We start from the raw sequence: 24,987 nt of genomic DNA, 5'->3' as shown, positions 1-24,987 counted from the left end.
ACTAGGGTGCTTGTTATTACAGGCATCCCTTTATTTTTTGCACAACAACTACAAGCATGATCGCTCTCTTTTAGTCTAAAGTCCAGTTGAAAGGCAATTCATCCAAAGAAATAATCAACGGGTCTTTGCGGGGACGGCTCAAATTACCAACAATCATCAAGTGCATTGCAGCCGCCAGCAGAGGCCCAACCACACTGCGGCGTTCATCATCTAGCTTGAACACTACCATCTCTTTACCTTCAAGCTTAGTGGGAATGTCCGATTTCCCTATAAATGCCCTCAGCAAATCAGCTTGGATAAAAGATGAGAAAGTACCTGCTGCTGTGGTCAAAATCCCCGAAATAGTCTTCTCTGCATCTTTGGCACTCAAAAATTGAATAAACGAAGTCGCCACCCATTCATCCAACCTTTTGGACTGTACTGCATGGTCAAGACGCTGTACCAGTTTTGGTAATCGCAACACCGCATAAAGCATCGCCATATCCGGGTAAGGAGAACCTTGACAAGAAAACAATGGATGTATGTTCTGAACATGCACTGGTGTTTCTAGATGAGGATAATCAACCCCTGCATACTACTCCTGTCGTTGTCCGCTTTAAGAATGTAGCTCTCTGGAGTTTTAAGTCAGTGCGTGAGGAATTTTACCGTTCTTTGGAGAAAACCTTTGCTGACTATTTCCAAGTGCCATTTAGCGGCAAAAGCGATAGGTGGCGTAGCTTAGGTGTGCTGTCAGTCGAGTTCAAAGCTGTCAAAGAGGGCGAAGGTAAGAATAAACACGACTGTTGTAAGACTGTAGATTATACCAAACCCACCGTTGAAAATCTGTCTCAATTTTACTTGAGTCAACCCGCAGCTAAAGCCCTAATTTGGCAACAACATGATGCGATCGCTGGTTTTAATGAACCTCAATCCCTACCTGCTTCCCTGCTAGCTACTGCTCGCCAACCAGAGTAACTTCGCGCTTTGATTGAACACTATCCAGAAACCGCAAAGGCTGTACGTTTGGATGTAACACTGCCCCAAGACATACAAGCAGCAGTTGATACAGCAATCGCTACATTTAGTCGAATTGATGTGCTGGTCAACAATGTTGGACATGGACTCATTGCCGCACTCGAAGAAGTCAGTGATGTTGATATTCACCGATTTTTTGAAACCAACTTCTTTGGGGCGTTCCGTCTGATGCGAATGGTCTTGCCTGTGATGCGTCACCAAAGCAGCGGTCACATTGTCAATATGTCATCCACAGCAGGATTAGTGGGATTTGGTGGAAGCAGCCTCTACTGTGGCGCTAAATTTGCTCTGGAAGGTACGTCTGAAGCCCTAACTAAGGAGGTTGAATCCTTTGGAGTTAAGGTCACTTTAATTGAATCTGGGGCATTTCGCACAGATTTTAACGGACGCTCTCTGGCAGCAGCCGAACAATCCATTGATGCCTATGCTCCGAATGGCACTAAGAAAAGCCCAAAGGCTATGTGGTTTAAGCAGTCTGCAATTGTTTTCGTAATTCATGCCGGAGTTTGGTCATCAAGGGGTAAGCTTTTAGGCGACGTAAAAGGACTCGTGATTCATGAACCTATCCCACTAATAATATTTGTGCTAAAAAGCTTAAGCTTTTTGAGAACAGAAAATGAAAAATTAAGGTTTTCAAGCACATTTTACGAAAAGAAGTTGGGTTTTTTTGAATAGTGGGATAGGTTCATGCAGGACGGTCGGGAACAGCCTTGTGAGCAATAACTTTTAGCAAAGTGTGATATCGGAGACGTTTTTGATCAGAAGCAGCTAATAATTTGGGAATTTAATTTCATGAGTGTTCAATACATCGATGCACAAAGCAACGGCGGCTCCGGTAACTAAACTGAATATTAGACAAATTTTGGCTTTTTCGTAACCCACATCCTTCTTTTTGAGTGCTAGGTTGAGGATGTTCTTTTTGGTTCTCTACAGTGTCAGGCATGGAAACTGTTGAGCCATCTATTACTTTTACATCTCGACCACACCAGAAATATTCTTTTGTAATTTTTTCTTCTATATTTTGTGCCGTTAAGTTGAAAAGTTTCTCTAATAATTTTTCTGACAGCCAAGACAAGAGCTTGACAATATCGGCTTGTATCTGTTGACGGAATTTCTACTTCTTCACCAGCTAAATGAGCAATTATTTTACTCACAGCATTATGGCTTTATGCGGATCTAAAGCGATCAAAACGCGGACAACGTTATAAATGGGTAAAGCTCGCCAGAGTATCTGCCCCGCAGACTTGACGTCAAATAATCGCTTTTTATATTTGATTGTTAGCTGAGATATTGCAAGTCTTATCACCGATTCCGGCAATAGTTATTTGAAAGGTAAACCTAAAGTTTGGTTAAATTTATCCTTGAGGATTTGTACTGTTAGTGTCACAGTAGTAGTAATTTTGGTTTTGGCTTATTCGTCTTGTAGACTGTATTTCACGGACGAGCTTCGCTTTTTCTACCTCCAAAAATTTTTTAGGCAACTGTACATCATCTCTTGATCAGCGATCGCAGCTACTTATACCATTAATTACTGCGCTCTCTGGCATTAAAAGCTGTAACTCCTATTCCGCATACCTTAGAGCTTTACAAGCGTGCCATTCGTCACCGTGCCTACGTTTGCGTATCCTCTAACTTTCGAGAGAGGCATTTGCTTTTTAGGCAATCCTGACCACGACTTAGCATCCGGTTAGCACCTACTCAGATTATCGACCATTGACTGAGAGCTAAAGTCGGGTTTACTTCGTTCCTGATTACCGTTTGCTGTAGTAGCATATTTATCTCGCCTATGGGTAAACCCTGACAGGCACGAAAGAGCAATTGCAGCGCTGATGTTTTTTCTGTTGTCTTTAACCAAGAATTGCGATCAGTTACGCTGTGCCGTAGGCAATCTGCGCTAGCCTTCGGCAACGCCAAGGGCGAACGCAGCAGCGCTTCGCGATCGCACTCCGCAAACTGCTGAAGGCTATGATGACTACGTACAACCCAGGCATCACAAAACTGCTCCACAACCATTTGCACCTGCTGTTGATCTGGAAGTGGATTTGACAGTACAGGAATAAAAGGCTGTAATTCTAGAGGTATAGCAATCGCCAAGGTGGTTAGGACAAACAGTATAATCTATGAGTAAAGTAATACTGGATACTGCTGAAGCCTTCAGCACAAAAACAGATCATGCTAAAACCCTACAGTTACGATTTACGTCAGAAGGTAATTCAGGCAATTGAGTTAGACGGGATGAAGAAGAGTGAAGCGGCTCAAGTTTTTCAAATCAGTCGAAATACAATCAACCTTTGGCTTAAAAGAAAAGCCAGCACGAGAGATTACCAAGCGTTACCAAATAAACCACTAGGAAATGGGCATAAAATTACCGACTGGGAAAAATTTGAAAAATTTGTCGAGGTTAATGGGGATAAAACTCAAGTAGATATGGCCAAATTATGGTCGGTAGAAATTAGCGATGCCTACGGCGAGCTACGCTAACGCACAATCTCAAAAGCCTTAAAGAAAATTGGGTTCACTCGGAAAAAAAAACTTATGGTTATCAAGAACGAGATGAAGTTAAACGACAAGAATTTAGAGAAGAGATAGCGATCTACAAACCAGAGTCAATAGTCTATATAGATGAACCTGGAATGGATAATAGAGAAGATTATGGTTATGGTTGGATTTGAATTAGGTGAGCGATTTCATGCACTTAAAAGTGGCAGGAGACAAGGACGAGTTAATATGATTGCTGCCTGTTGTAATGGGAAATTATTCGCTCCATTTACTGTGGAAGGTGCTTGGAACCGAACTGTCTTTGAAACTTGGCTAGAAACTTGTTTAGTACCATCGCTAAAACCTGGACAAATAGTGATTGCAGATAATGCCACATTTCATCGAGTTGGACGTATTCAAGAATTAATTGAATCGGCAGACTGTCACTTAAAATACTTGCCATCCTATTCACCTGATCTTAATAAAATTGAACAATGTTGGTCATGGTTGAAGAGTCGAATTCGTAAACAACTAATTCAATTTGACTGTCTTCGGAATCCTATGGAAGATGTGCTTCGCACAGCGTCCTAATCGCCTTATCCGTTGCTATAGTTGAACGTAAGTTTCCAATAACACCCAGTAATGATGTTGTTGACTTCAGAGAGCTTGATGACAGGTATTTAGTAATTGATAGCTAAATTTTTGACTTATTTTGCTAGCATCATCCTCATTTAGCATTCCCTCCAGTAAATAAATGCCTGGTTGATATTCCTCCAGAAGATACTGAATAATGTCCCCGTCTTTACCCCTATCAGTTGACTGTAAGATGTACTGACCTTGATGCTGAATTAATTGCTGTAGTCTACAGTAACCAGGATTCCAGACAAAGACTGACAAAAACCGCTCCTCACCCCAATGATAAAACTGCTGTAATATCTGCATTCTGTCAGGCGTATGATACTCCACAGCCATAATTGGAGTATTTTGGTTAGCTAAAGCAGGCCAATCTATCAACTTCATAAATCTGACTTTAACAACTTACTTTCCCCTTTTAGAGCAAATTTCTTACTGACGCTTTAGCCATGCGGATAATTATCACTAACGGGTTGGCTATATTTCTTACCTCAGAAACCCCACGGCTTACACGGCGCGAGGACTTTGATGAAAAAGAGCGATCGCCTCTAGCACAGCGTTAATTTCAAAAACTACTCCGCCAAAATTCCGGTTCATCTCAAAAAATAGGTTTGAAATTGGAGGGGAATCGATGTGAAAGCCGCGATTGCGGCAAGGAGGTGAAAAATTAACTTCATTAAATGGAAGCTGTAAAATGACGTACACAAAGTGCTCCGATGGAATTAGCCCAATAAAACTGCTGCTGGTCAGGTTGGGAATAAACAGGATAACAGCCTTTCGAGGCGCTCACCAATTTATGCTCTAGGCTAGAAACTGATGGCAGAGAAATACCAGCAGGAACTAATTTCACCTCTCCTACTGGCCCCTACAAACGCAATTGTTGATTTACACAACGTTTTCCATCTTTTAGCGGGGCAATAATGTTGCCACAAACTTTAACATCTACGTCATACATCGGCGGATAATCAGGCACAGTTTGAGCTTGAGTCGTATTCTTCTCATCCTTGCGACTGACATTTACAGTACGTAGGGGTACAAGCTGTAACTATACCTCCTATTACCAGCAGCCAAAGCCAGTTAACTTTGTGAGTAAACATCTGCTGAATCCTCTTCTACAATTGAAAAATTGACAACTAAATTTTTAACTTAAACCCTGTCCATTTTGAAACATGGAGTTTTTAAGGAGAGTGTATTATTCGGTCATGGCTTGAGTTCTGAGCTTTACCCTAATTCCAACAAACTATGGTTTTTAAGGTAGACGCGGTTTAGATACAAACTTGCGCTGATTGGTAAGTGATGTCCATAACGTGCAGAACCCAGATGAGGCTTTTGTGCTACTTGCTCCAATTTCCAGTGTTACCCCCAAACGCTTGACATCCTTAGCACAAGAAAGCTGACTGTTTTGGTCACGACTGAGCAAATTTTGATTCCATTGCATTAGGTTGTGAGCAAACTTACCTTCATTAGACCTCTTGCAGAATTATTTTATAGTAACATAGAGGGTTTTTAGCTTGATTAAACTCACTTATGCGATAGGAGCAAACAAAAAAAACTATCAAATCGAGAGTTCAAACGTCTGGTGGGAGTGCAAAGGCTGACATTTGATCAGATGGTGAAAGTCATGGGAGATACTACCGAAACCAAACAAACGCGTGGTTGTCCTCCCAAGCTAGATTTAGAAGACCAAGTTTTAATCTGCTTGACATTTTGGCGAGAATATCGCACTTACTTCCATATTGCTCAAGATTGGCAGGTGTTAGAATCGACTGTTTGCCGTATCGTACACCGAATTGAAAGCACACTGGTCAGCTGCGGTAAGTTTGGTTTAGGTGGAAAAAAGTCCTTGTTGATTTGATCACAGAAACCTTTAACAGCAGTGATGGATGTCACACAGAGTCCGATTGAACGTCCTAAATATAGTCAAAAACGCTTCTATAGTGGCAAACAAAAAGAACATACCCTCAAATCTCAATTGGTGATTAACCTTGCAAGCTTTGAAATTCGTTGTGTTGTCAACGGTTCGGGTCGAAGACATGACTACAAGTTGTTCGTCGATAGTAAAGTGCGTTTTCATCCCGAAACCGAGAGCTTAGAAGATAGTGGCTACCAAGGTCTTAGCAAGTTACATCGGAATTGTCGTTTACCAAAAAAGAAACCAAAAAAAGGCAAGTTAACTCCAGAAGATAAGCATTACAATCGTTCTTTGGCCTGCCCTGGGATTGCAATTGAACATGTAAATCGACGTTTAAAAGTTTTTCGGATTTTCAGTCAACGTTATCGCAATCGGAGAAAACGGTTTCGACTACGTTGTCACTTGATTGCTGGAATTTATAATTATGACCTTCAAAAAGCTAATTGACTTGAAATTTCCAAACTTTGTATAATACCACAAAACTTTTTTGCAAGAGGTCTATTCTTTCGTCAACTGACAAAAGTTTTCGATCTAAAGTGCTCATTAGTTGCTCAATTACGCCTGCACTTCGCCACTGAATGCAAGTGCCAATAGACGGTTGAGTAGGGAGGCAAGTCTTTGGGCAAGTCTTCTTAATTGCAACCATTCTTGAGTTGATAGAGGATGCCATGGAGGATCCCTCGTTTTGTCCAATTGCAAGGTCATGTCCGCTTCTTAATCGGTAATATCTGAGGCAACAGTGATTCAAGAATTTCCCATTCTGCATCAGTGAGGCTGCTGGAATACGTCATGGTGGCTGGATTAAAGGGTTGTGTGTACCTTAATTCAGTCCCGTAAAGATGTCAAATGGGTTCTATAGATTTGAGCGTTTTTTCTGGCAACTTTTTGTCTAAGTCCTGTTAACACGCTCATCAGCTGGTGGGGCTGAGGAGCCGACACTCATGGAAAGCGTGGCACCCCACCGATCTGTTCCAGCGCCTGATCGCTACTTCCCTAAAAGCACTTGAGGGTCGCCGATGAACCAAGCATTATCGATGATGAGGCGACGAATGCGCCAAAGCCGCCCCTGTCTGATAAGTTCCACCTCATACCAGTTCATCATCTGGCATTGCCGGAAGTGGTCGCTCAACGGGAGGTGGGTGGCATCCACCAAGGCTTGTAGCGTCGCTACATCTTCCTCAACGTGGACGCGTGCGTTTGTAATCACGTGTGTCGTTGTCTGTGTGCCGACATTGGTGTTTAGGAAGTGAACAATCCTCTCACCCCCGGTCAAAAAGCGGGAACTCAAGACCCATCTTTCAACCGCAGGGACCGAAGTCAGCCACGGCATCCTCACTAAACGCCGAGGAGAGGAGTCCCACGTCGTTGTGGTCGACTTCCGGCATCAAATCGGTACAGGGCGTCCGTGACCTCCAAGTGGTCGCCAGCGGAAGCTATAGGATTTTGATCAACGGTCATGGCTGTCTTTAGGCATGGATGTCTGTATTCAAATTGCGGCACCACGCTAGGCACTTGACGGCCGGTCGAAGTAGATTTCGATCCCGTAGATTTCCCGCCCGCGATCAAGACATTCACTGATCTCCTGCTGCGTGCGTTCCTGCATGCGCGTCTCGAAGGTCTCCACAGCTGCGGTCACGGAGGCGACCGGGTCGGCCGTCAAGCTGTCGGCCAGCTCTAGCGCATCGAGCAGAGCCAGGTTCACCCCCTTGCCAGTGAACGGCGGCATGACGTGCGAGGCATCGCCGACCATGGTCAGACCTGGCTGTGTCGTCCACCGATGGTCTGGCGGCATGACGTAGAGGGGCCAGCGTTCAAAGCTGCCTTCGACCTGCGTCATCATCGCGATCAGATTGGGCGACCAGTCGTGGTAGGCTGCGGTGACGAATTCGAGGACGGCTTTGGTGTCGTCGAGGGTGAAGCCTTGTAATTTGGGCCAGTTCTCAGCAATTGCCATCGAGAAGTAGAGACGGATCAGGTCGTGGGCGCAACGCTGCACCCAGATGGTTTGTCCGCCGCCGGAGACGAGCATCGATCCCTCGCCGAGTAGCTCTGATAGCTCGGAATTGCGCCAGAGTTCTTTGCCAATGACTGCCGCGAGCATCGTCAGCCCGAAGTACTGGGGACGTACCGGTGTCAGATGGGGTCGGACCCGTGAGCCTAATCCGTCAGCACCGACGATGAGATCGGCGGTGACAGACGCTTGCTCTTTGAACTCCAGACGCCACTGTCCGCCTGTCTCGGGTAAGACATCTTTGGCGACGTGGCCCCAGGTAATCGTGCCAGGGGAGACCGAGTCGAGCAGCAGCTGGCGCAGTTCGCCGCGGTCGATCTCCGGACCATTCTCCTCTTGGCTCTCGGCTTCAACCTCGGTGCAGACCTCGCCTTGCCAATCCAGGATCTTGAAGGACTTGGCCTCGCTCCGTGAAGCTTGCTCGAAGGCCTGACCCAGTCCGGGCTGACGTATCGCCCGCTGGCCCGAGTTGAGGCGCAGATCCAGGCTGCCGCCTTGCGTGCGCGAGGTCGGCGAGTCGTCCCGCTCAAAGACCCTCACGGAGAAGCCCCGCGTCTGTAGTAGCCGCGCTAGCGTTAAGCCAGCCGGACCAGCTCCGACAATGGCAACTGTGCCGTTGGTCTGCAACTCATTGCAAGTTTTCATGTCAGCTCACTTTTGCGAATATGTCGTAAGTTTTCATCTCGATTGTGTCATTCGGCTTTGCTATTGCCATGCTGCCAAATCCTGGTACCTTTACGGGGTGGAATCGCTGCTCTAGCATTGCGTTTGCAAATCTTGTCATAGCTACATTTTTGGTCGTAAGCCCCATCTGCCGGGACTGGCTTAATTTTTTCTTTATCAGGTAATTGCAGTGATAACAACAAATTAGTTATTAGTGATACTAATTACAGTGATAACCATAACACGATTTCACTGATAACACAATACCTGCTAACGGATGATTGTTATCATGGTTAGCATGGATAGCAATACCGATATGAATCCTCGCGATCGCATCTTGGAGGCGGTGGCGCGTCTACTGATCGAGGGGGGACGCGAGGCAGTGTCCACCCGGGCTGTCAGTAGTGCCGCCGGCGTACAAATCCCAACTATCTATCGTCAGTTCGGCGATATGCAGGGCTTGCTTGACGCGGTCACCAGCCAGGGCTACGCCACATACCTCGCGAGCCATCTTAAGGGCGAGACCGATGAAGACCCCGTGGAAGACCTGCGCCGAGGCTGGGACGTGAACGTCGATTTCGGGTTGGCTAACCCTGCCCTGTACACGCTGATGTACGGCAATCCCCGCTTGGGTGCGCCGCATCCCACTGCTGTCAAGTTGCAAAATGTAGTTCTCGAGCGAGTGCGGCGGGTCGCCGAGTCCGGTCGCCTGAGCGTCAGCATCGAGCGTGCAGCGGACATGCTGTGTGCCGCTGGGGCTGGTGTCGTCCTCGTACTGATTGCGCAAGGCGGTGCGAGTCATGATCGAACGCTCTCGGTCGCCACCCGTGAGGCGGTCCTTGCGGCGATCACCACCGACCCGCACACTGAATCAGCTCATACTCCGCCCTCTCCTCGCAGCGATGCAATCCGCTATGCAGTAGCCCTCAAAGCATCCTTGTCGCAGGATGCTCGTCCGTTTACCACTGCAGAACGCGCCCTCTTTGATGAGTGGCTCACACGGTTCATCGACACGAAACTTTGATTTGAGGTGATCCTCGTCAGTCGGGATGCATTACACTTTGACTTGCTTGGCATCTTGGTCGTGTTGGTCAGAACCGATCGCCTCGATGCCGTGGTACGTTGGGATGAACAAGTAGACCTCTTGCATGAATTGGGTAGATGTCTGCTTAGAGATCCGCCACTGTAATCACACGAGTTAAAGCCCAGGGCAAACGCATCTAAATTATACTTGCTAACCACTGAGGTTAAGAATCAATCGATTTAATCAGCATTTCTCTTCGATTTGTTTTCCTACCCTCAAAGCGATGCCTGTCTTGAAAAGTTCAGATCGGCGGAAGCCGCCGCTCCGACTTTTCGCTGCGGTTTTTATCCCTCTTCTGTCACTTTCCGAATTAAGCAAGTAATAAATAAGTGAAATTATCCAGAAGTATAACAGGGTTTGAATTAATTCATTGCAGCAATTAAATGATTAAATCCCAGTAATAATTTGGAATTTGGAAAAATATCTAGCCAGGGATAAATCAACCAAAATAGTAAGAGTGATTGGACAATGAGACGTAGATTATTAAAAGTATTCTTCCATCCACATTCATGATTCCATTGTTTATGATTAGAAAAATCAACATCACTATTTTCTTGTACCTCAGTCTTAATTTGAAGAGATTTATTTAAGCATAAAAATTCTGGAAAATTTAAACTAATCATAGTGTAAGCACAGAAAATAATTTCCCACCACCTCTCGATATGTTGGAAATCTGTGAAACGATAATCTGTCCAACCTAATTCCTGTTTACATTGTCGGAATGCATATTCTACCCAGGTTCTTAATCCATATAAGTAGCCTAAAGTTTTATTAAGATTACCTTGAAGATTTGTCATCACAAAATAAGTATAATTCTCTGGCATGGTTTCTGGTTCGGTAGTTATTTCCCAGTAAGTTATAGCTCTTTTTTTACCATAAATTATTTCCCTAATGTATCTAATTTCTGATTTTTGATTGCTAAATGTTCTTTTAAATTTACACCACTTATTCGCCCTAACGCTCTGCCCTGCTGGCAACCAGACTCCATGATTACAACGAAATTGATACAGCATAAGCTAAGTTGTATTCAGCTATCTTTCTAATAAATTGGCTACTTTCACCATATAAGCTATCAGCCAATACTAATTCAATATTAAACCCTAATTCAATTAGCTCTGTAATCATTTCTGACGCTAAGTCTATTTTACTTTTATATTTGTCTCCCTCTTTTAGCGTCCCTTTTGGTTTAAATACTTTTACACTTAAAGGAAAAGTTATGTTAGAGTAAACTCCATACGCATTGACTGAAACTATTCCATTATCAATTTTTTCCAGACTTCCTAAATATTGTCTAGCTAGATAATCAGTCTTTTTACGCTTTTTCCTATTTCCGGTTTCATCTATTATTACTGTTATGGCATTTCCATTTAATACTTTCTTAAGTCTCTTTAATCTTCTTTGTTTTAATTTCTTTACTGGTCAATCGAAATTTGAGAAAAAATGGTGTAATGATTGTGCTGAGTTTATATTTACTACTTTAGCAATTTCTAGTAATAATTTTCTTCTTATTGGTGAGATTATTCCTAAGTGCAAATATTTGAATTACTCATAATTTCTTACTTCTTTAAATATATCTTGAGCCTCTGCACAATATTCATCTACGATCACAATTGTTGGGTAAGCATCTCTTGCCAAATGTTTCTGGATTTGTAATTCTACATCCATTGCTCTGCTTACCTGAAGAGATTTTTTTCTTTTAATCCTTTTATTCAGAATACTCGGAAAGTGACAGAAGAGGGTTATAGCAACCGTCTAGTCTATTAAGACATAGAGTATAAGTATTATCATGATCTGCTCTCGTCTGATTTGCTATGGCTAAACCCTACAGTTACGACTTCCGCTCTTATGGTGATCCAATCCATCGAGTTAGATGGATTGAAGAAAAGCGAAGCCAGTGAATTCTTTAACATTAGCCGCAATACGACTTCCGCTCTTATGGTGATCCAATCCATCGAGTTAGATGGATTGAAGAAAAGCGAAGCCAGTGAATTCTTTAACATTAGCCGCAACACGATTAACCTGTGGTTGCAGCGCAAAGCCGAAACTGGAGATGTTCTGCCGTTGCCCAACCACCCGCCTGGCAACAACCGCAAAATTACAGACTGGGAGCAATTCTGGGCTTTTGCTAAATCTCATGGCGATAAAACCCAGGTGGAGATGGCTCATCTGTGGGAGGGTGACATCAGCGATGCCTTCTCTACGAGACGCTACGCGAACGGCGAGCTACGCTAACGCACAATTGCAAGAGCCTTGAAAAAAATTGGGTTCACGCGAAAAAAAAGACCTATGGCTATCGAGAGCGGGATGAGGTCAAACGGCAAGCATTCATAGAACAGTTGACAACCCAGACAGATGAAACGATTGTTTATGTCGATGAAGCGGGTATGGACAATCGAGAAGACTACGGTTATGGCTGGAATGAGAAAGGACAACGGTTTCATGCGCTGAAGTCAGGACGGCGGCAAGGTCGAGTGAATATGATCGCGGCTTTATGTAACCAGCAACTGATTACTCCGTTTACAGTCGTTCGCGCAGCGTCTCCGATAGGAGAAGGTTCTTGCAACCGGATTGTGTTTGAGATTTGATTGGAAACCTGCTTGATTCCTCTGCTGGAACCAGGGCAGGTGGTAGTCATCGATAATGCTACATTCCATAAAGGCGGTTGTATTGAGCAACTGATTCAGCAAGCAGGTTGTAAACTGCTGTACTTACACCCTGTTTCACCGGATCTCAACAAGATTGAGCGATGCTGGTCTTGGCTCAAAAGCCGCATTCGCAAGCAACTTGACCAATGTGAATCTCTACAGGATGCGATGGAGCATATCTTACATCTAGCGTCCTAAAGGCTATGGCGGTTGCTATACTAGCCAACGCTTAATCCTTTGTCAATAAACAAAACTTAATGAGATTAGTTTTAGATTTATTGAGAATAGAGTCGTTTTATTGACATTATGCGTTCGCCCTGAGTTAAAGCCGACATTAAACCTTGAGTTTTCTTTAGGCTTTCTAAGCAACTTTGGCTTTCCTTACTCTCAATGATTCGCCGTCGATCACTAGCTTTCAGGAAAAACTCGCTCTCAATTTCCGCAAACACTTCTAATGTTATAGCTTTGATGCTCGCTGATTTCTGATCTCGGCAAAATACGTAATGACAAATTGCTGGAAGACGTATGCTGCCTGAGAGCGGTATCTCTCCTGATGCCAAGCCATGCCAAAAGTCCGCTGACATTTTGGGTTTGTGAGATGCAGCGCTTTTAAGCCGTAAGCAGTAATTTGTTTCTCCATCAATGCCGGTGCAAACGCTACTCCGATGTCTGCCTTGACAAATTCATACAGAGCGGCTGGCTCATCAACTTCACAAACGATACGTGGTGTAAAACCTGCTTGGTGACAAAAGTGGTCTACTAAATCGCGCAGACCGTTGCCGACTTGTTCGATCACCACCGCCTCCTCTGCAACGGCAGTGAGCGGAATCTGTTTCCGTTTGGCAAGCTGATGAGCAAAGGAGACTATGAGGACAATGTCTTCAGTCAGCAGGGGTTGCCATTCGATGCCAGCTTTGAGCAGTGGTATCGATTGAAAGCAGAAATCACACGTGCCTATTTCAAGTCGGTCTGCCATTTCCGCGAGTGGACGTTGGAGCAGTTGAAAATGAACCGATGGGTGTTGAATTCGGAAGCGATGCAACAAATCTGGCAACCAATAAAGTGAAGCTGCTGCCAGTAAAACCTCCCCGCCTTCGATGCTAGCCATATCGCGCACTTTGCGCTGTCCCTCATCCAAGGCTCGCAACACCGTTTCGACATACTCAAGAAAGACTCTACCAAATCTGTTGAGCCGAATTGACCGGCCTTGCCGATCAAAGAGCGGTACGCCAATCTCGTGTTCCAGACGGTGGATAACTTTGCTAAGCGACGGCTGCGTGATGCCCATTTCCTCGGCAGATTTTGACATATGTTCGGAGCGCGCCACTGCATGAAAATAACGAAGCTGAAGGATGTCCATCCGCTCTGGTCTCTCTAAGTGATAGCTCTACGGCTATGAATTGATGCCTAATTTTATCTTGATCATTATCGAGCGTTAATGTACTCTGAGACTTAATTCAGTTCACTAATTTAGCAAAAACGGAACAGAACCATGAGCAGATGAGGCAGAATACAAACACCACCTCGATGACTGGCAGCGGCGTCGAGCGCCCTTCTGGGAACTTGACCAGATTGACATTCCCGTTTTCTCTATCGGTGCTTGGGGCAAGGCTACATTGCATCTGCGCGGTAACTTGATAAATTACGAGCGGATTAAGGGTCCAAAGCAATTGTTCGTCGTTGGGGCAAAGTCATTTGGCGAAACGCAAATGCTCTACTCGCAAGCAGAGTTCCACCAGCAGAAATTGCTGCCTTGGTACGACTACCATTTAAAGGGCATTGAGAACGGCGTCGTGAATCGTCCCAAAGTGCGTTTCTTCCTATAGAGAGAAAGTATCATGCGTGAGGCGACGGACTGGTCACCGTTGGACGCGACGCCTTCGACCTTTTACCTGAGTGCTGACAAGAGTGGTTACGTCAACTCGTTCAACGACGGATCGTTAGTTGAGATCGCCCCGTCAGGCGAAGGCGGCTCGACGAGCTGGTCATACCCTGACCCTAAATGGATGGCTGGAGTAACCGCGTTCGATATCAACGGCGTACCCGAATTTTGGGCGCGTTAACACTTCGACTATGGCACCCTTTGATCGCGTTTACGGGTCAAGGCGTGCTGATTCTTTACGCCGCCTCCGAACAGACCGACATGGATGTGATGGTCAAGCTGTCGCTTCTAACCGAAGCACCGCACTGTCCGCGTCTGACCAAAGTCAGCCAAGGCTAGCTGCGTGCCTCACATCGAGCCGAAGATCTGGCACTGACTACTGAGGTAAAACCGTTCCATAAGCATGATCGCCTCAAGTCGATCAAAGTGGGCAGCGTTTATGAACTACGCATCGAACTGCTGCCAATGTCCTTTTTCGTCCGCCAAGGAGAACGGATGCGGCTCGAAATCAGCAACTGGGAGTCGGCGATTACGGAAGCACCAATGACGCATTGGTACAGATAGAAGGTCGGCACCGATACGTATCATCATAACGCCACTCACACGTCTTGCTTGTGGCTGCACGAGCGAACACGCTGATGAATAGAAGTGTTGTTTAGAGTCAAACAACAGATTTTCCACTCAAAGCAGGTATGCAATGAAACTAAACGGAAAGATTGCAGTTGTGACCGGGGCAAGTCGAGGCATCGGAAAAATGATCGCAACCCGACTGGCAAACGTCAATGTCACTCCCTTTGAGATCGAAACGACCACAAAAAACGCTATGACCAACTTTGCGAAGATCATTGCTCCCCCGTACCACGTGCAGTCGACCGCCACGGAGTTGCGTGGTGGGTTCCCCTACTTCACGCACCACGATTCGGTTTCAGCGCTCTGGTCCCAGAAGTGGCGTGCGCCATGTGCCGCTGGCATCTACCCGTTCACCGAGGCGAAAGTCGGGGATTTCGACCGGATTTTCGCCGAGCTGAGCAAAATCTCGAATGACGATCCGGGCATCCTGTATCGACCGGACGACTACGCCAAGCCGTTCTTCCCGGTCGCGCAGCTGCTCATCGCCCAAGCGGAGGACGCGACGTCGAAGGGCAGCACTCGCGAGGCGAGAGACCTCTTTCTGCGTGCGGCGGCGGTCTACCGGATCGCGCGATTCCCGATCAACCGATCAGCGCTCAGCCAGGAAGCCTGGGAAAAGGGCAAGGCCGCCTACGAGAAGGGTGGGCAGCTGCTCGACCCGCCCAGCGTCCCGGTCAACGTCCCGTTCACGCACGTCGATACGTCCGCTGGCGATCGCGACGTCGCCATCCAGGCATACCTTCGTCTACCTAAGGGCACGAAACCAGAGGGCGGGTGGCCCGTCGTGCTCTTCATCTGCGGGCTGGACGCTTACAAGACCGACCACACGCCGCGCACGCAGGAACACGTCGATCGGGGCTACGCAACGCTGAGCTTTGAAATCCCGGGTACCGGTGACTGTCCCGCAGCGCCAAACGACCCGACGTCGCCGGATCGGCTCATGAGCAGCGTCATCGACTGGGTGGTCGCGAACGCTCCGCGATACGAGTTCAATGAGAAAAAGATCGTCGCTCGTGGCATCAGCACAGGCGGCTACTACGCGTTCCGCATCGCCCACACGCACGCGGATCGGCTGTTCGCCGTCGTAGCGCAGGGCGGCGGATGTCATCACATGTTCGACGCGGCTTGGATCCGTACCCAGAACCAGATGGAGTACCCGTTCGCCTTAGCCGACGCGCTCGCGTACAAGTTCGGGTACCGCGATGCCGACCCGGCGACAGCGGTCGCCCAGTACGCCTCCGACGCCCACAGGTTCAGCCTGGTCGACTCCGGCATCGTCGGGAGACCGACGTGCAAGCTGCTCCTTATCAACGGCATGGAGGACTCGATCTTCCCGATCGAAGACAACATCATCGTGGCGACCCAGGGCGATAAGAAGGACCTCGTCGCGCGGGGCGACCGCGGGCACATGGGTAACCCCGGCGCCGAGGACATCCTATACGAATGGATCGACAACGCGATTGTCGGCAAACCGTAGCCGACGAATCGAGGTTGTGTTACCAAAACCGAGGAGTGGTAAAGTGGAGAGCTTGGGTTCATTGGGAGCGTAAGAAATTTACAGCTTTTTGCAACGGTGTCAATAAAAGCTGAAATTAGGCAAGTTTATTGAGAACTTAACTCTTAAAAACCTGATTATTCCATCAATTATTCTCAATAAAATTTTCATAACTTATGACAACAGGCTGTAAATATATTATGCTCCCATGTTTTATTTAAAACCGTTTTTAAACAAATACAATCGAGAGAATAACAATGAAGATATTTGTAGTTGGAGCAACGGGTGGGATTGGTCGTGAAGTCGTTGAGCAGCCGCTTGCGGCAGGGCATAAAGTGACATCAGTGGCACGAACACCGTCTGACGTGCAGCACCATCATGAAGGGTTGCAGGTCGTTCAAGGTGATGTCATGCAGTTAGAATCGCTTACCGAAGCGATCGCCAACTGTGATGCTGTGCTGTCAGCATTGGGTATCATCGGTTTTCGCAATAATCCAAAGCCCACAACCCTCTAAGCTAATCGGCACTGAAGTTGCATAATAAAAAGAAGAAACTGTTTCAAACCAACTATGCCGCCACCAGCCAAGAACTTTTTAACGTTGGAACAAGAATGTCGATGTCGGGTAATAAGCCAGTGATCGCACCTGTTGTAATAACAGCAGGGTTAGCAGTTCCTAAAAATAAACTGGTAGCCGTTCCACTAATAAGTAGATGCGAAATTCCAAGCATTACCGTATCCTCCTGTCTTCTGGTGGTAGGTTGTACAGGAGTCGAGAAAGTCCGAGAAATACAGCTGCCGCGATACCTCCAAAAATGTATAAGGCTTGATCGCCAGTTCCCAGCCCGATAAACCTCATAATCACAAAGGCAATTCCCGCCAGGAGTATTAAAGGTGTGATGTCAAAATAACGGCGGTGGTCGCCGGACTTGACATTTAGTCCTAAATATTCCTCGTCTACCGCTCGGACCGCCAGCATGGGATTGCCCGCGGCGCGTTCTTGGAGTTTGGATAATTCCGATGGTTTGAGTGCGATCGCTCTCTCCGCCGCGGCCTGCACCATAATCTCTCGAATAGCGTACTCTGGCAGGGGTTTGAGTTCAATTCGGGGAATGTTGATAAATATGTCAGTGCGTGGCGGGTCAATGGCAAGTAACAGCATAGGCGCGTCACTTCGCCGTAGCTGTTTTAGCCACATCCTAAATTTTGCATCGCAACAGTGAGCGTCATCAAGGATGAGGAAAGCTGTATTTTCCTCGCAATAAGTGGCGATCGCCCTTTTTAACTTGTCAGCCGTTAGTGATTTTCCTTCTAGGTCTTTGCAATATCGAACTGGTGGGCTATTTCGAGCAGCATCTGTTTAGGTGTTGCTGGTTCAATGAACGCCACCATGAACCCGTCAGCTTGCAGCTTCTCCACTACTGCACCAGCTAGTACAGACTTACGACTACCATCTTCACCAGCAATGAGGATAGCCCCATCTGCTAGAAGTGAGGCTGTAGTGCGGTTTAGCTCGGCTTGTCTGTAGATTTTGAATTCCCCTGGTTTTATTTCTGGTTCAGTTGGTGCTGCTTCATCAAGCGAGGAAACTTTGGGGGTGAGTTTGGGAGCGATCGCCAATACTCCACTTATCCCTTTTCTGTCACTTTCCGGGTATTCTAAATAAAAGTATTAGAAGAAAAAAACCTGGAAGGTAAGTAGGGCAATGGATGTAGAATTACAAATCCTGAAACATCTGGCAAGAGATGCCCATCCAACAGTTGCGATCATAGATGAATATTGTGCAGAGTATAAAGACCTGTTCAAAGAAGTAAGAAATTATGAATACTTCAAATATTTACATTTAGGAATAATTTCACCAATAAAAAGAAAATCATTACCAGAAATAGCACTCATTTGTAAGTATAAACTCGGCACAGTCCTTACATCATTTCATAGCCTATTCAGATTGGTCAGTCAAGAAATTAAAGAGCGGAAGATTAAATAAATTAAAGAAAGCATTAAATGGCCAGGCGATAACCGTAGTAATCGATGAAACTGGAGATAGAAAGAAAGGTAAAAAGACAGATTATGTTGCAAGACAATATCTAGGGAGCGTAGGAAAAATAGATAATGGAATAGTGTCAGTCAATGCTTATGGAGTTTATGAAAATATAACATTTCCATTAAGTTTTAAAGTATTGAAACCGAAGGGGACGCTCAAATCAGGAGATAAATATAAAACCAAAATAGAGTTAGCGTCAAAAATTATTACAGAATTAATAAATGAGGGGTTTAATATTGAATTAGTATTAACGGATAGTTTATATGGTGAAAGTAGCGAATTCATCAAAAAGCTCAATGAATATGAATTAGCTTATGTTGTAGCAATTTCGTTGTAATCATGGAGTCTGGCTGCCAGCCAATCAGAGCGTTAGAGCTAACAAGTGGTGCAAATTTGAGAGAACATTTAGTAATCAAAAATCTGAAATCAGATATATCCGAGAAATAATTTATGGTAAAAAAAGAGCCATAACTTACTGGGAAATAACTACCGATCCAGAAACAATGCCGGAAAATTCTACTTCATTTGTCATGACGAATCTTCAAGGAAATCTCAAAAAAACTTTAGGCGATTTATATGGATTAAGAACCTGGGTAGAATATGGGTTTCGACAATGTAAACAGGAACTCGGCTGGACAGATTATCGCTTGACAAATTTCCAACATATAGAGAGATGGTGAGCCAGCGCGTTGCGGGGGTTCCCCCCGTTGTAGCGACTGGCGAACCCGAAGGGTGGGAAATTATTTTTTGTGTTTACACTGCGGTTTAGTTTAAATTCCCCAGCCTTGTTAGCCTTAAATCAATCTCTTCAAATTGAAACTGAGGTGACAGGTACTAGTTGTGCTAATTGTGTAGATTTTTCTCATCATCAACAATGGAATCATGATTCTGGATGGAAGAATACTCTTAATAATCTTCGTTTAATTGTCCAACCTCTTTTACTATTTTGGCTGATTTATCCCTGGTTAGATATTTTTCCAAATTCTCATCTATTGCTAGGATTTAATCATCTAATTTGTGCTATGAACCAATTTAAACCCTTTTTTGCTTCTGGATGATTTCACTTATTTACTACTTGCTTATCTCGGAAAGTGACAGAAGAGGGATAAAAGCTGGCGATGCAGAACTTTATCTATATATATAGTTGTCTACCTGTAATTTTGGTGCGTAGGCGCAGCCCGCCGTACCCCTAGGGGGAAGCAAGCTATGCGTAGCGTCTCGTAGAGAAGGCATCGCTTGCGCTTCCCCTGTCCCTTACCCTTTTTCTTAGAGGAAATTTCAGGCTGTGACTGGGCTTGGGTCAAGAGAGTACAGCGCTCTTGGAGGAATTTTAGGTGGGCGGGCGATCAAGGAGATTAATCAATTGAGAAGACTTTGAGACTCTTATTACACGTTCTAGCCCAAAGGTGTAGACTACTGTAATGCACTTTTTAGCTTTTCATTCTTTTGTTAAGAAAGATATAACTAATGCATAGCACTTATTTAACGTACAATCCACACATAGCCAGAAGTCTTGATGTAAATTTTTTTGTCCTTTGCTTCTCAGCACCAACCTAGTGCTTCGCTGATTTGCTCTGCTAGTTTTAAAGGACGGAAAGGCTTAGCAAAAACAGCAGCAACATTCAATTCAGTAAAATTTTCTCTATCTGATTGCTGGACTTTGGCGGTTAATAAAATTACTGGAATCGTATTGGTCGCAAGGTTAGCTTTTAGTTGTTGCAAGGTAGCACGCCCATCCATATCAGGCATCATCATATCTAATAAAATGACATCTAGTTTGTAATTGGCAGCTATATTCAATGCTTCCCGACCAGAACAAGCAGTTAACACGTTCCAACCAGCACCCATTTCTAATCCCAATTTAGCGATCGCCTGCACATCTTCTTCATCATCAACAATCAAGATATTTTTGCTCATGCTGATACTCCTGCACTATATGGGTGCTGATTTGCTTGATTATTCTGAAGATATTCTAGAACGCGATCGGGGAAAAGTAGGGGAGAATTAGGTAGTTATAAGCTGTTTAAGTAAGTGGGTGCGAAAATTTACCACTATGTTACAAAATCTTAATCAGACTTCTTAGAGTAAAATTTTACACTTTATGTACTGTGATTACCTTTTTCCCTCTAGCTTAGACACCGTTAACTACGGCATAAGCAAGGTCTAGCTGATCATCAAATGTTTGCCCAGATAATTCATCTTTTTTTATGTATTGCCATTCCAGTTCAATTGGATTCATTTCAAAGCAATAGTTTGGTAGAAAAAAGATGTACAAACCTTGGCTGTGCCATTTTTTCCACAATTTTTCAACTTCAAGGCATTGATGTATTGGCCCGTTATCCTGCACAATTACCCTAGTGCGCCCTGTTTGTTGTGCATCAGCTGCAACATGGCTCCATCATTTTTATGTAAGATTTACGGTCAACACCACCGATAACCAAACCGTAAACAAAACTTATTATTAGTTGGAGAAATCCTATAATACTTAATCTACGACCACGACGTTTTGTTTGTTCTAAACGTTTTTGCTCACCCCTAAAGTAATAGGTGTAACCAGGCTCACTCCACACACAAAACCTGATTCATCTAAGTACTTTAAATCGATTTCGCTAGTTGCAGCGGTTAATTCCAGCATATCACGGTATCATACACTACTATTTTTTAATGATCGCCAAAGTTTTCGGTCTACTGAGTTTGTAATACCATGCTCATAAGCGGAAGCTGACCGCTTAATCAGCAGGTTCTGTGAACACCACTTCGTAAAGATGAAACTCATTCTCAGCGATGCCTTCCCAATACAGTGACTCTGACCCAAACCCCGGCTGCTTCTGTAGCTCTTCAATAGCTGCTTGATCGCGCCACTGCCCGTAATTGATCACACGGGTGCCGTCCTGGCTACGGTGGAAGTTAGCAGAGATAAGTCCTGGCTGCTGCATCGTTATTACTACCTCTTCCTTGACCAAATCCACCATGCGCTGCTGGTTCTCCGGTTTCATGCGGAATTCAGCAAAGTAAGTAAGAAAACCTCCTTTGGAAATTTTGGGGATGCCAACTTTTGACTTGGAGATAACGACTTCATAGACATGTGAGTCAGGTCTGGGAAACTTTGAAAGCTTGGCACCAAGTGCTTGTACGTCGTTATTGTTAACAAAAGCTTCGTAGTCTTCCTGGCTTTTCCACTGCGCGTAGTTCGCGACCTTTACGCCGTCTAGACTTTTGTGTAAGCTGGCTGAGACAAAACCAGCCTGTTGCTTCACTGTATCCGAAAAGCTGATGATGGTATCTATCAGTTCCTGCTGTCGTTCAGGTTCGACTGTGAAGATAACTATCACCGTAATGACTTCGTTGTTTTTTGCAACAGTGGGCACTTTGATACCTCGTTGTGTTGAACTACAATTCTGGCGCTTTTTTCGCTGGGGCTTTTACAGCGGTGTGAGACAGCCTATTTTAGCTGCCCGATGCAACTATCTCATAGAAATAAAAAGCAGGGAAACCTAGAAAAATGGTTAGGGGTTGCCAGCGCTCTTCGTCTGACTTGCCTGCATCTGTAACAGTCCAAGCACTTTGACCACAGCGCTTTGTAAAACGCACGTTCTCCCGTAACAGGCTATCTAGAGATTTCTAGGGAATCCTAATTTTTTTTATGTTTGTATAAGACTCACCGCTTACCCCACTTTTTCGCGTTGCTCCCGTTGCAAAAATGGGGTAAGGGTCGAAATCTTGCTCAATGTACCGTGACTCCTCCATCAATGATGATCGGTTGCCCAGTGATGTAGCTAGCGGCATCAGAACACAGAAAAACGACTGTTTGAGCAATCTCTTCTGCCTGCCCGAAACGCCCCATTGGCACCTCAGCGACCATAGTTTCTGAATTACCTCCTAGCCGATCCTGCATGGGAGTGTCAATCACTCCAGGATTGACGGCATTAATGCGAATTCCCTGTTTGGCATAATCGAGCGCAGCTGCGCGCGTCAGTCCCATCACTGCATGTTTACTGGCATTGTAGGGAGACGCTCCCGGAATCGCAATTAACCCTCCAATCGATGAATTATTCACAATCACCCCTGATCCTTGGGTAAGCATCTGTTGAATTTCATATTTCATGCATAAGAACAGCCCCCGCACATTGATCGACATTAGTTTATCAAAATCCTCGATCAATTGTTCGTGTAGCGGTTTGAGAGGAGGTTCGATTCCAGCATTGTTAAATGCACAATCTAACCGATCATACTTTTCGAGGGTTTGCTGAATCAGTACTTTGACCTCTGCTTCACTCGATACATCGGAGCGCACAAACAAGCAGTCCGCACCCGATTGACGAATCAAGTTTGCGGTCTCTTCCCCTTCCGATTCACGTCTGCCCGAAAATACAACTTTCGCGCCTGCCTGCCCGAAGGCGAGCGCAGTCGCTTTCCCAATTCCCGATGTTCCGCCCGTGACTAAAACAACTTTACTTTCAAGTGTCTGCATATCTATCTCTTAATTGTTTCAAATTTCAAGTGTGATTCTGAGTTCAAGTGCGATCCAGCAGATATCTGCTGTGCAGATTGCATCAAAACTCAGCCCCTTTTTGGTATTGGAACAGTCTCCAACGAAGCGACTAAACCCCGTAGTCACGCCATTTAAAAGGGTTAGACTTGGTCATGGAGATAAGAATCAACGGATACAGTCTTCTAACGGTTGTTGAAAACGACTGAAAGCCAGTTTCAGTATTCTCAAGCCTTATGAGGTTTCCTCTTGTGTTGAAATCAAGCATCAAGGATCTGCAACCCGAAGCACAATCTTGCCGCCCGTGTGTCCCTTTTCTAACTGAGTGTAGGTTTGGCGCACATTGTCGAGGTCGTATACAGCTGCAACCGGAATCTGCAACTCCCCGTCTGCGACCAGTTGGGCAATCTCAGCTAGAACAGTTTTCGGCGACTCAGCCTCAGAACCTCCATCAGTGTGAACCTTGTGTTGAGCCGCCGCCTCAAAATCAATAATGGTATTGATGCGATTTGGCTCAACGCCCAGCTTGATCGCCAGATCGACATACCCGTGACCCACCGTGTCAATAACCGCGTCGAAGCCATCCAAAGCCATACGACTCAAGCTCGCCTGCAAATCGGTATCGTAGCCAACTGGAATTACGCCGAGCGATCGCAACCAGTCGTGGCGCGATGCTCCAGCCGTGCCGACAACCGTAGCGCCAGTTCGCAGAACCACTTGCGTCACGAGCGATCCCACGCCGCCAGCCGCGCCAGAGACCAGAACCGTTTCTCTACGTTGGGGCGCAACCGCAGCAACAGCAGCCTTTGCGGTCGCTGCCACGACGAACAGAGCGCCCGCCACCTCCCAACTTAGCGATTCTGGCTTGACGATTACTTGCTCGGCAGGAACAGAAACAAACTCAGCCTGAGAAGAGCGCTCATTCGACCAGCCCATAACCTCAGTACCTACCGCAGGACTGGTCACGCCCGCTCCAAGTTCAGCCACGATGCCAGCAAAGTCTGTTCCTTCACCACAGGGAAATGTGGTGGGAAACTTGTCTTCGAGTTTACCTTCGCGTATGGCGATCTCACCCGGATTTGTACCCGCCGTGATGACGCGAACCAGAACCCGACCCGGACTGGCCGAGGGTCTTTCAACCTCGATGACATTGAGCACATCCACATGTCCAAAGTGATCAAAGCGCACTGCTTTTGTCATCTCTTACCTCCTCCAAATTCGTCGTTATCCATTACTAGACTTCTGCATCAATGGGAGCGTAATAAATTAGCGTGATTTGTAGTATGGACTTTGAGATATTCAATTTATTGAGAATAACTTAGGAAGAAATAGGTTTTTCTAGGGCAAATTTCTCAATAATAAGGCTTTAACCCAGCGAAATACTACAAGTGTGACAAAAACACTATAATTTGTTACGCTCCTAGCGAGCAAGGCAAATCACTTGAGAGCTTACCCGCGTAAGCTCTTGAACAATAGCTGAGCCAATAAATCCTGTAGCCTCCGTAACAAGTACAAGCATACTTCGATCTTCTTCTGATAAATTTGCTTTGCAATTTAGTATAGGGTTGCACCTTTATTTGATAAATCCACAACAGTTCAAGTTATTCTTAATTATAAGCTTGACTGTAGAGAAGTCTAATTTTTATGGTTGTTGGCATGAAGTTGTATAAATATACAGGAATACACAATGTAGAAGGATTTAGATTTGTGACAAACAATCTGTCGCTCTGATCAAATAATTCGTCTCTCTATCGCCATCCTGACAATAGGTTTAATTAAAATTAAACTGCAAAAAATTCTTCAAAAAATGGATAAAACTTGTTCGCTAACAACTCAAACTTTTCTCCAATACAATCAGGACGAGCTATTTTATAACCTTTGCCATTGTACCAATCAGGATTCATCGCTGGAGAATAACGGGACTTAAACAAAAGTAAAAGACAAAAAAAGGTATAATGCTTAACTAGATTAGCTTTTACGTTATAAAAGCCTGATGAAAGAAACGACCC

At 45.3% G+C, this 24,987-nt stretch carries 21 protein-coding genes and 9 pseudogenes; 9 read left to right on the top strand and 21 right to left on the bottom strand.

From position 1 onward, the window contains the following. Window positions 1-70: 70 nt before the first annotated feature. Window positions 71-514, bottom strand: a complete 444-nt coding sequence (locus tag V7K40_RS33015) for a hypothetical protein (protein ID WP_334967083.1) — start codon at window positions 512-514, stop codon at window positions 71-73. Between V7K40_RS33015 and V7K40_RS33010 the strand changes: the two genes are divergently transcribed. Both V7K40_RS33010 and V7K40_RS33005 read left to right on the top strand, forming a co-directional pair. Then, the gene (locus V7K40_RS33010) at window positions 514-954 is read left to right on the top strand and encodes a DUF5895 domain-containing protein (protein WP_334967082.1); all 441 of its coding nucleotides are present in this window, start codon (window positions 514-516) and stop codon (window positions 952-954) included. The two genes, V7K40_RS33015 and V7K40_RS33010, sit on opposite strands and share 1 nt — an antisense overlap. Window positions 955-963: 9 nt before the next feature. Further along, window positions 964-1,689: an SDR family NAD(P)-dependent oxidoreductase gene (locus V7K40_RS33005; RefSeq protein ID WP_334967081.1), complete on the top strand. Its 726-nt coding sequence runs from the start codon at window positions 964-966 to the stop codon at window positions 1,687-1,689. A 165-nt stretch (window positions 1,690-1,854) separates the two neighbouring features. Here the strand turns inward: V7K40_RS33005 and V7K40_RS33000 are convergent. Together V7K40_RS33000 and V7K40_RS32995 are read right to left on the bottom strand one after the other, a co-directional pair. Next, window positions 1,855-2,011 (bottom strand): annotated as a pseudogene (locus V7K40_RS33000) (IS4 family transposase); the annotation flags it as partial. A 701-nt stretch (window positions 2,012-2,712) separates the two neighbouring features. Further along, complete coding sequence (locus V7K40_RS32995; protein WP_334967080.1) at window positions 2,713-3,108, bottom strand: hypothetical protein; 396 nt, start codon at window positions 3,106-3,108, stop codon at window positions 2,713-2,715. Window positions 3,109-3,186: 78 nt separating this feature from the next. Here V7K40_RS32995 and V7K40_RS32990 point away from each other — a divergent pair. Beyond that, window positions 3,187-4,083 (top strand): annotated as a pseudogene (locus V7K40_RS32990) (IS630 family transposase). Between the two features lie 66 nt (window positions 4,084-4,149). On the opposite strand, the gene V7K40_RS32985 reads toward V7K40_RS32990, so the two are convergent. The 3 genes and pseudogenes from V7K40_RS32985 to V7K40_RS32975 form a co-directional block, all read right to left on the bottom strand. Next, window positions 4,150-4,512 (bottom strand): hypothetical protein, encoded by a 363-nt coding sequence (locus V7K40_RS32985; protein WP_334967079.1) that lies wholly within the window; start codon window positions 4,510-4,512, stop codon window positions 4,150-4,152. 289 nt (window positions 4,513-4,801) lie between these two features. Continuing rightward, window positions 4,802-4,975 carry a hypothetical protein gene (locus V7K40_RS32980; protein WP_334967078.1) on the bottom strand — a complete coding sequence of 58 codons (174 nt, stop codon included), beginning with the start codon at window positions 4,973-4,975 and terminating at the stop codon, window positions 4,802-4,804. A gap of 399 nt (window positions 4,976-5,374) precedes the next feature. Beyond that, a pseudogene (locus V7K40_RS32975) lies at window positions 5,375-5,584 on the bottom strand (DUF6753 family protein); the annotation flags it as partial. Window positions 5,585-5,701: 117 nt separating this feature from the next. Between V7K40_RS32975 and V7K40_RS32970 the strand changes: the two are divergent. Next, window positions 5,702-6,484, top strand: a pseudogene (locus tag V7K40_RS32970) (transposase family protein). A gap of 538 nt (window positions 6,485-7,022) precedes the next feature. On the opposite strand, the gene V7K40_RS32965 reads toward V7K40_RS32970, so the two are convergent. The 3 genes and pseudogenes from V7K40_RS32965 to V7K40_RS32955 all read right to left on the bottom strand — a co-directional run. Further along, the gene (locus tag V7K40_RS32965) at window positions 7,023-7,367 is read right to left on the bottom strand and encodes a nuclear transport factor 2 family protein (RefSeq protein WP_334967077.1); all 345 of its coding nucleotides are present in this window, start codon (window positions 7,365-7,367) and stop codon (window positions 7,023-7,025) included. Between the two features lie 174 nt (window positions 7,368-7,541). Continuing rightward, a complete protein-coding gene (locus V7K40_RS32960; protein WP_334967076.1) occupies window positions 7,542-8,693 on the bottom strand; it encodes an NAD(P)/FAD-dependent oxidoreductase in 1,152 nt (383 codons plus the stop codon). 50 nt (window positions 8,694-8,743) lie between these two features. Next, window positions 8,744-8,881, bottom strand: a pseudogene (locus V7K40_RS32955) (IS5/IS1182 family transposase); the annotation flags it as partial. Window positions 8,882-9,009: 128 nt separating this feature from the next. On the opposite strand from V7K40_RS32955, the gene V7K40_RS32950 reads away from it, so the two are divergent. Then, entirely contained in the window at window positions 9,010-9,735 is a 726-nt protein-coding gene (locus tag V7K40_RS32950) for a TetR/AcrR family transcriptional regulator (RefSeq protein ID WP_334967075.1), read from the top strand. Between the two features lie 422 nt (window positions 9,736-10,157). Here V7K40_RS32950 and V7K40_RS32945 read toward each other — a convergent pair. After that, window positions 10,158-11,460 (bottom strand): annotated as a pseudogene (locus V7K40_RS32945) (IS701 family transposase). Between the two features lie 270 nt (window positions 11,461-11,730). Between V7K40_RS32945 and V7K40_RS32940 the strand changes: the two are divergent. Next, window positions 11,731-12,638: pseudogene (locus V7K40_RS32940) on the top strand (IS630 family transposase). A 259-nt stretch (window positions 12,639-12,897) separates the two neighbouring features. Here V7K40_RS32940 and V7K40_RS32935 read toward each other — a convergent pair. Beyond that, complete coding sequence (locus V7K40_RS32935) at window positions 12,898-13,548, bottom strand: LysR substrate-binding domain-containing protein (RefSeq protein ID WP_334967074.1); 651 nt, start codon at window positions 13,546-13,548, stop codon at window positions 12,898-12,900. 1,471 nt (window positions 13,549-15,019) lie between these two features. Here V7K40_RS32935 and V7K40_RS32930 point away from each other — a divergent pair. Together V7K40_RS32930 and V7K40_RS32925 are read left to right on the top strand one after the other, a co-directional pair. Continuing rightward, entirely contained in the window at window positions 15,020-16,429 is a 1,410-nt protein-coding gene (locus V7K40_RS32930; protein WP_334967073.1) for an alpha/beta hydrolase, read from the top strand. A 275-nt stretch (window positions 16,430-16,704) separates the two neighbouring features. After that, a complete protein-coding gene (locus V7K40_RS32925; protein ID WP_334967072.1) occupies window positions 16,705-16,962 on the top strand; it encodes an SDR family NAD(P)-dependent oxidoreductase in 258 nt (85 codons plus the stop codon). Between the two features lie 52 nt (window positions 16,963-17,014). On the opposite strand, the gene V7K40_RS32920 is transcribed toward V7K40_RS32925, so the two are convergent. The 3 genes from V7K40_RS32920 to V7K40_RS32910 form a co-directional block, all read right to left on the bottom strand. After that, entirely contained in the window at window positions 17,015-17,176 is a 162-nt protein-coding gene (locus V7K40_RS32920) for a hypothetical protein (protein ID WP_334967071.1), read from the bottom strand. Next, on the bottom strand, window positions 17,176-17,643 hold the full coding sequence (locus V7K40_RS32915) for a hypothetical protein (protein ID WP_334967070.1): 468 nt from the start codon (window positions 17,641-17,643) through the stop codon (window positions 17,176-17,178). The genes V7K40_RS32920 and V7K40_RS32915 overlap by 1 nt, the downstream gene beginning before the upstream one ends. Before the next feature lie 113 nt (window positions 17,644-17,756). Further along, a complete protein-coding gene (locus V7K40_RS32910; protein ID WP_334967069.1) occupies window positions 17,757-18,065 on the bottom strand; it encodes a hypothetical protein in 309 nt (102 codons plus the stop codon). A gap of 85 nt (window positions 18,066-18,150) precedes the next feature. Between V7K40_RS32910 and V7K40_RS32905 the strand changes: the two are divergent. Next, window positions 18,151-19,547 (top strand): annotated as a pseudogene (locus V7K40_RS32905) (IS701 family transposase). A gap of 484 nt (window positions 19,548-20,031) precedes the next feature. Here V7K40_RS32905 and V7K40_RS32900 read toward each other — a convergent pair. From V7K40_RS32900 to V7K40_RS32870, 7 genes and pseudogenes are all read right to left on the bottom strand, one after another. After that, entirely contained in the window at window positions 20,032-20,406 is a 375-nt protein-coding gene (locus V7K40_RS32900) for a response regulator (protein ID WP_334967068.1), read from the bottom strand. A 214-nt stretch (window positions 20,407-20,620) separates the two neighbouring features. Continuing rightward, window positions 20,621-20,842, bottom strand: a pseudogene (locus V7K40_RS32895) (transposase); the annotation flags it as partial. Between the two features lie 376 nt (window positions 20,843-21,218). Next, complete coding sequence (locus V7K40_RS32890; RefSeq protein ID WP_334967067.1) at window positions 21,219-21,857, bottom strand: antibiotic biosynthesis monooxygenase family protein; 639 nt, start codon at window positions 21,855-21,857, stop codon at window positions 21,219-21,221. Between the two features lie 79 nt (window positions 21,858-21,936). Then, the gene (locus V7K40_RS32885) at window positions 21,937-22,080 is read right to left on the bottom strand and encodes a hypothetical protein (RefSeq protein WP_334967066.1); all 144 of its coding nucleotides are present in this window, start codon (window positions 22,078-22,080) and stop codon (window positions 21,937-21,939) included. Window positions 22,081-22,213: 133 nt separating this feature from the next. Beyond that, window positions 22,214-22,960 (bottom strand): SDR family oxidoreductase, encoded by a 747-nt coding sequence (locus V7K40_RS32880; RefSeq protein WP_334967065.1) that lies wholly within the window; start codon window positions 22,958-22,960, stop codon window positions 22,214-22,216. Window positions 22,961-23,245: 285 nt separating this feature from the next. Then, on the bottom strand, window positions 23,246-23,704 hold the full coding sequence (locus tag V7K40_RS32875; protein WP_334967064.1) for a zinc-binding dehydrogenase: 459 nt from the start codon (window positions 23,702-23,704) through the stop codon (window positions 23,246-23,248). Window positions 23,705-24,759: 1,055 nt separating this feature from the next. After that, window positions 24,760-24,987, bottom strand: a 228-nt coding sequence (locus tag V7K40_RS32870; protein ID WP_334967063.1) for a hypothetical protein, incomplete at its 5' end; no start/stop codon positions are given.

Origin of the sequence: Nostoc sp. (genome assembly GCF_036917195.1) — a bacterium.
Lineage (GTDB): Bacteria > Cyanobacteriota > Cyanobacteriia > Cyanobacteriales > Nostocaceae > Nostoc.
This window is presented reverse-complemented; position numbering and strand designations above follow the sequence as displayed.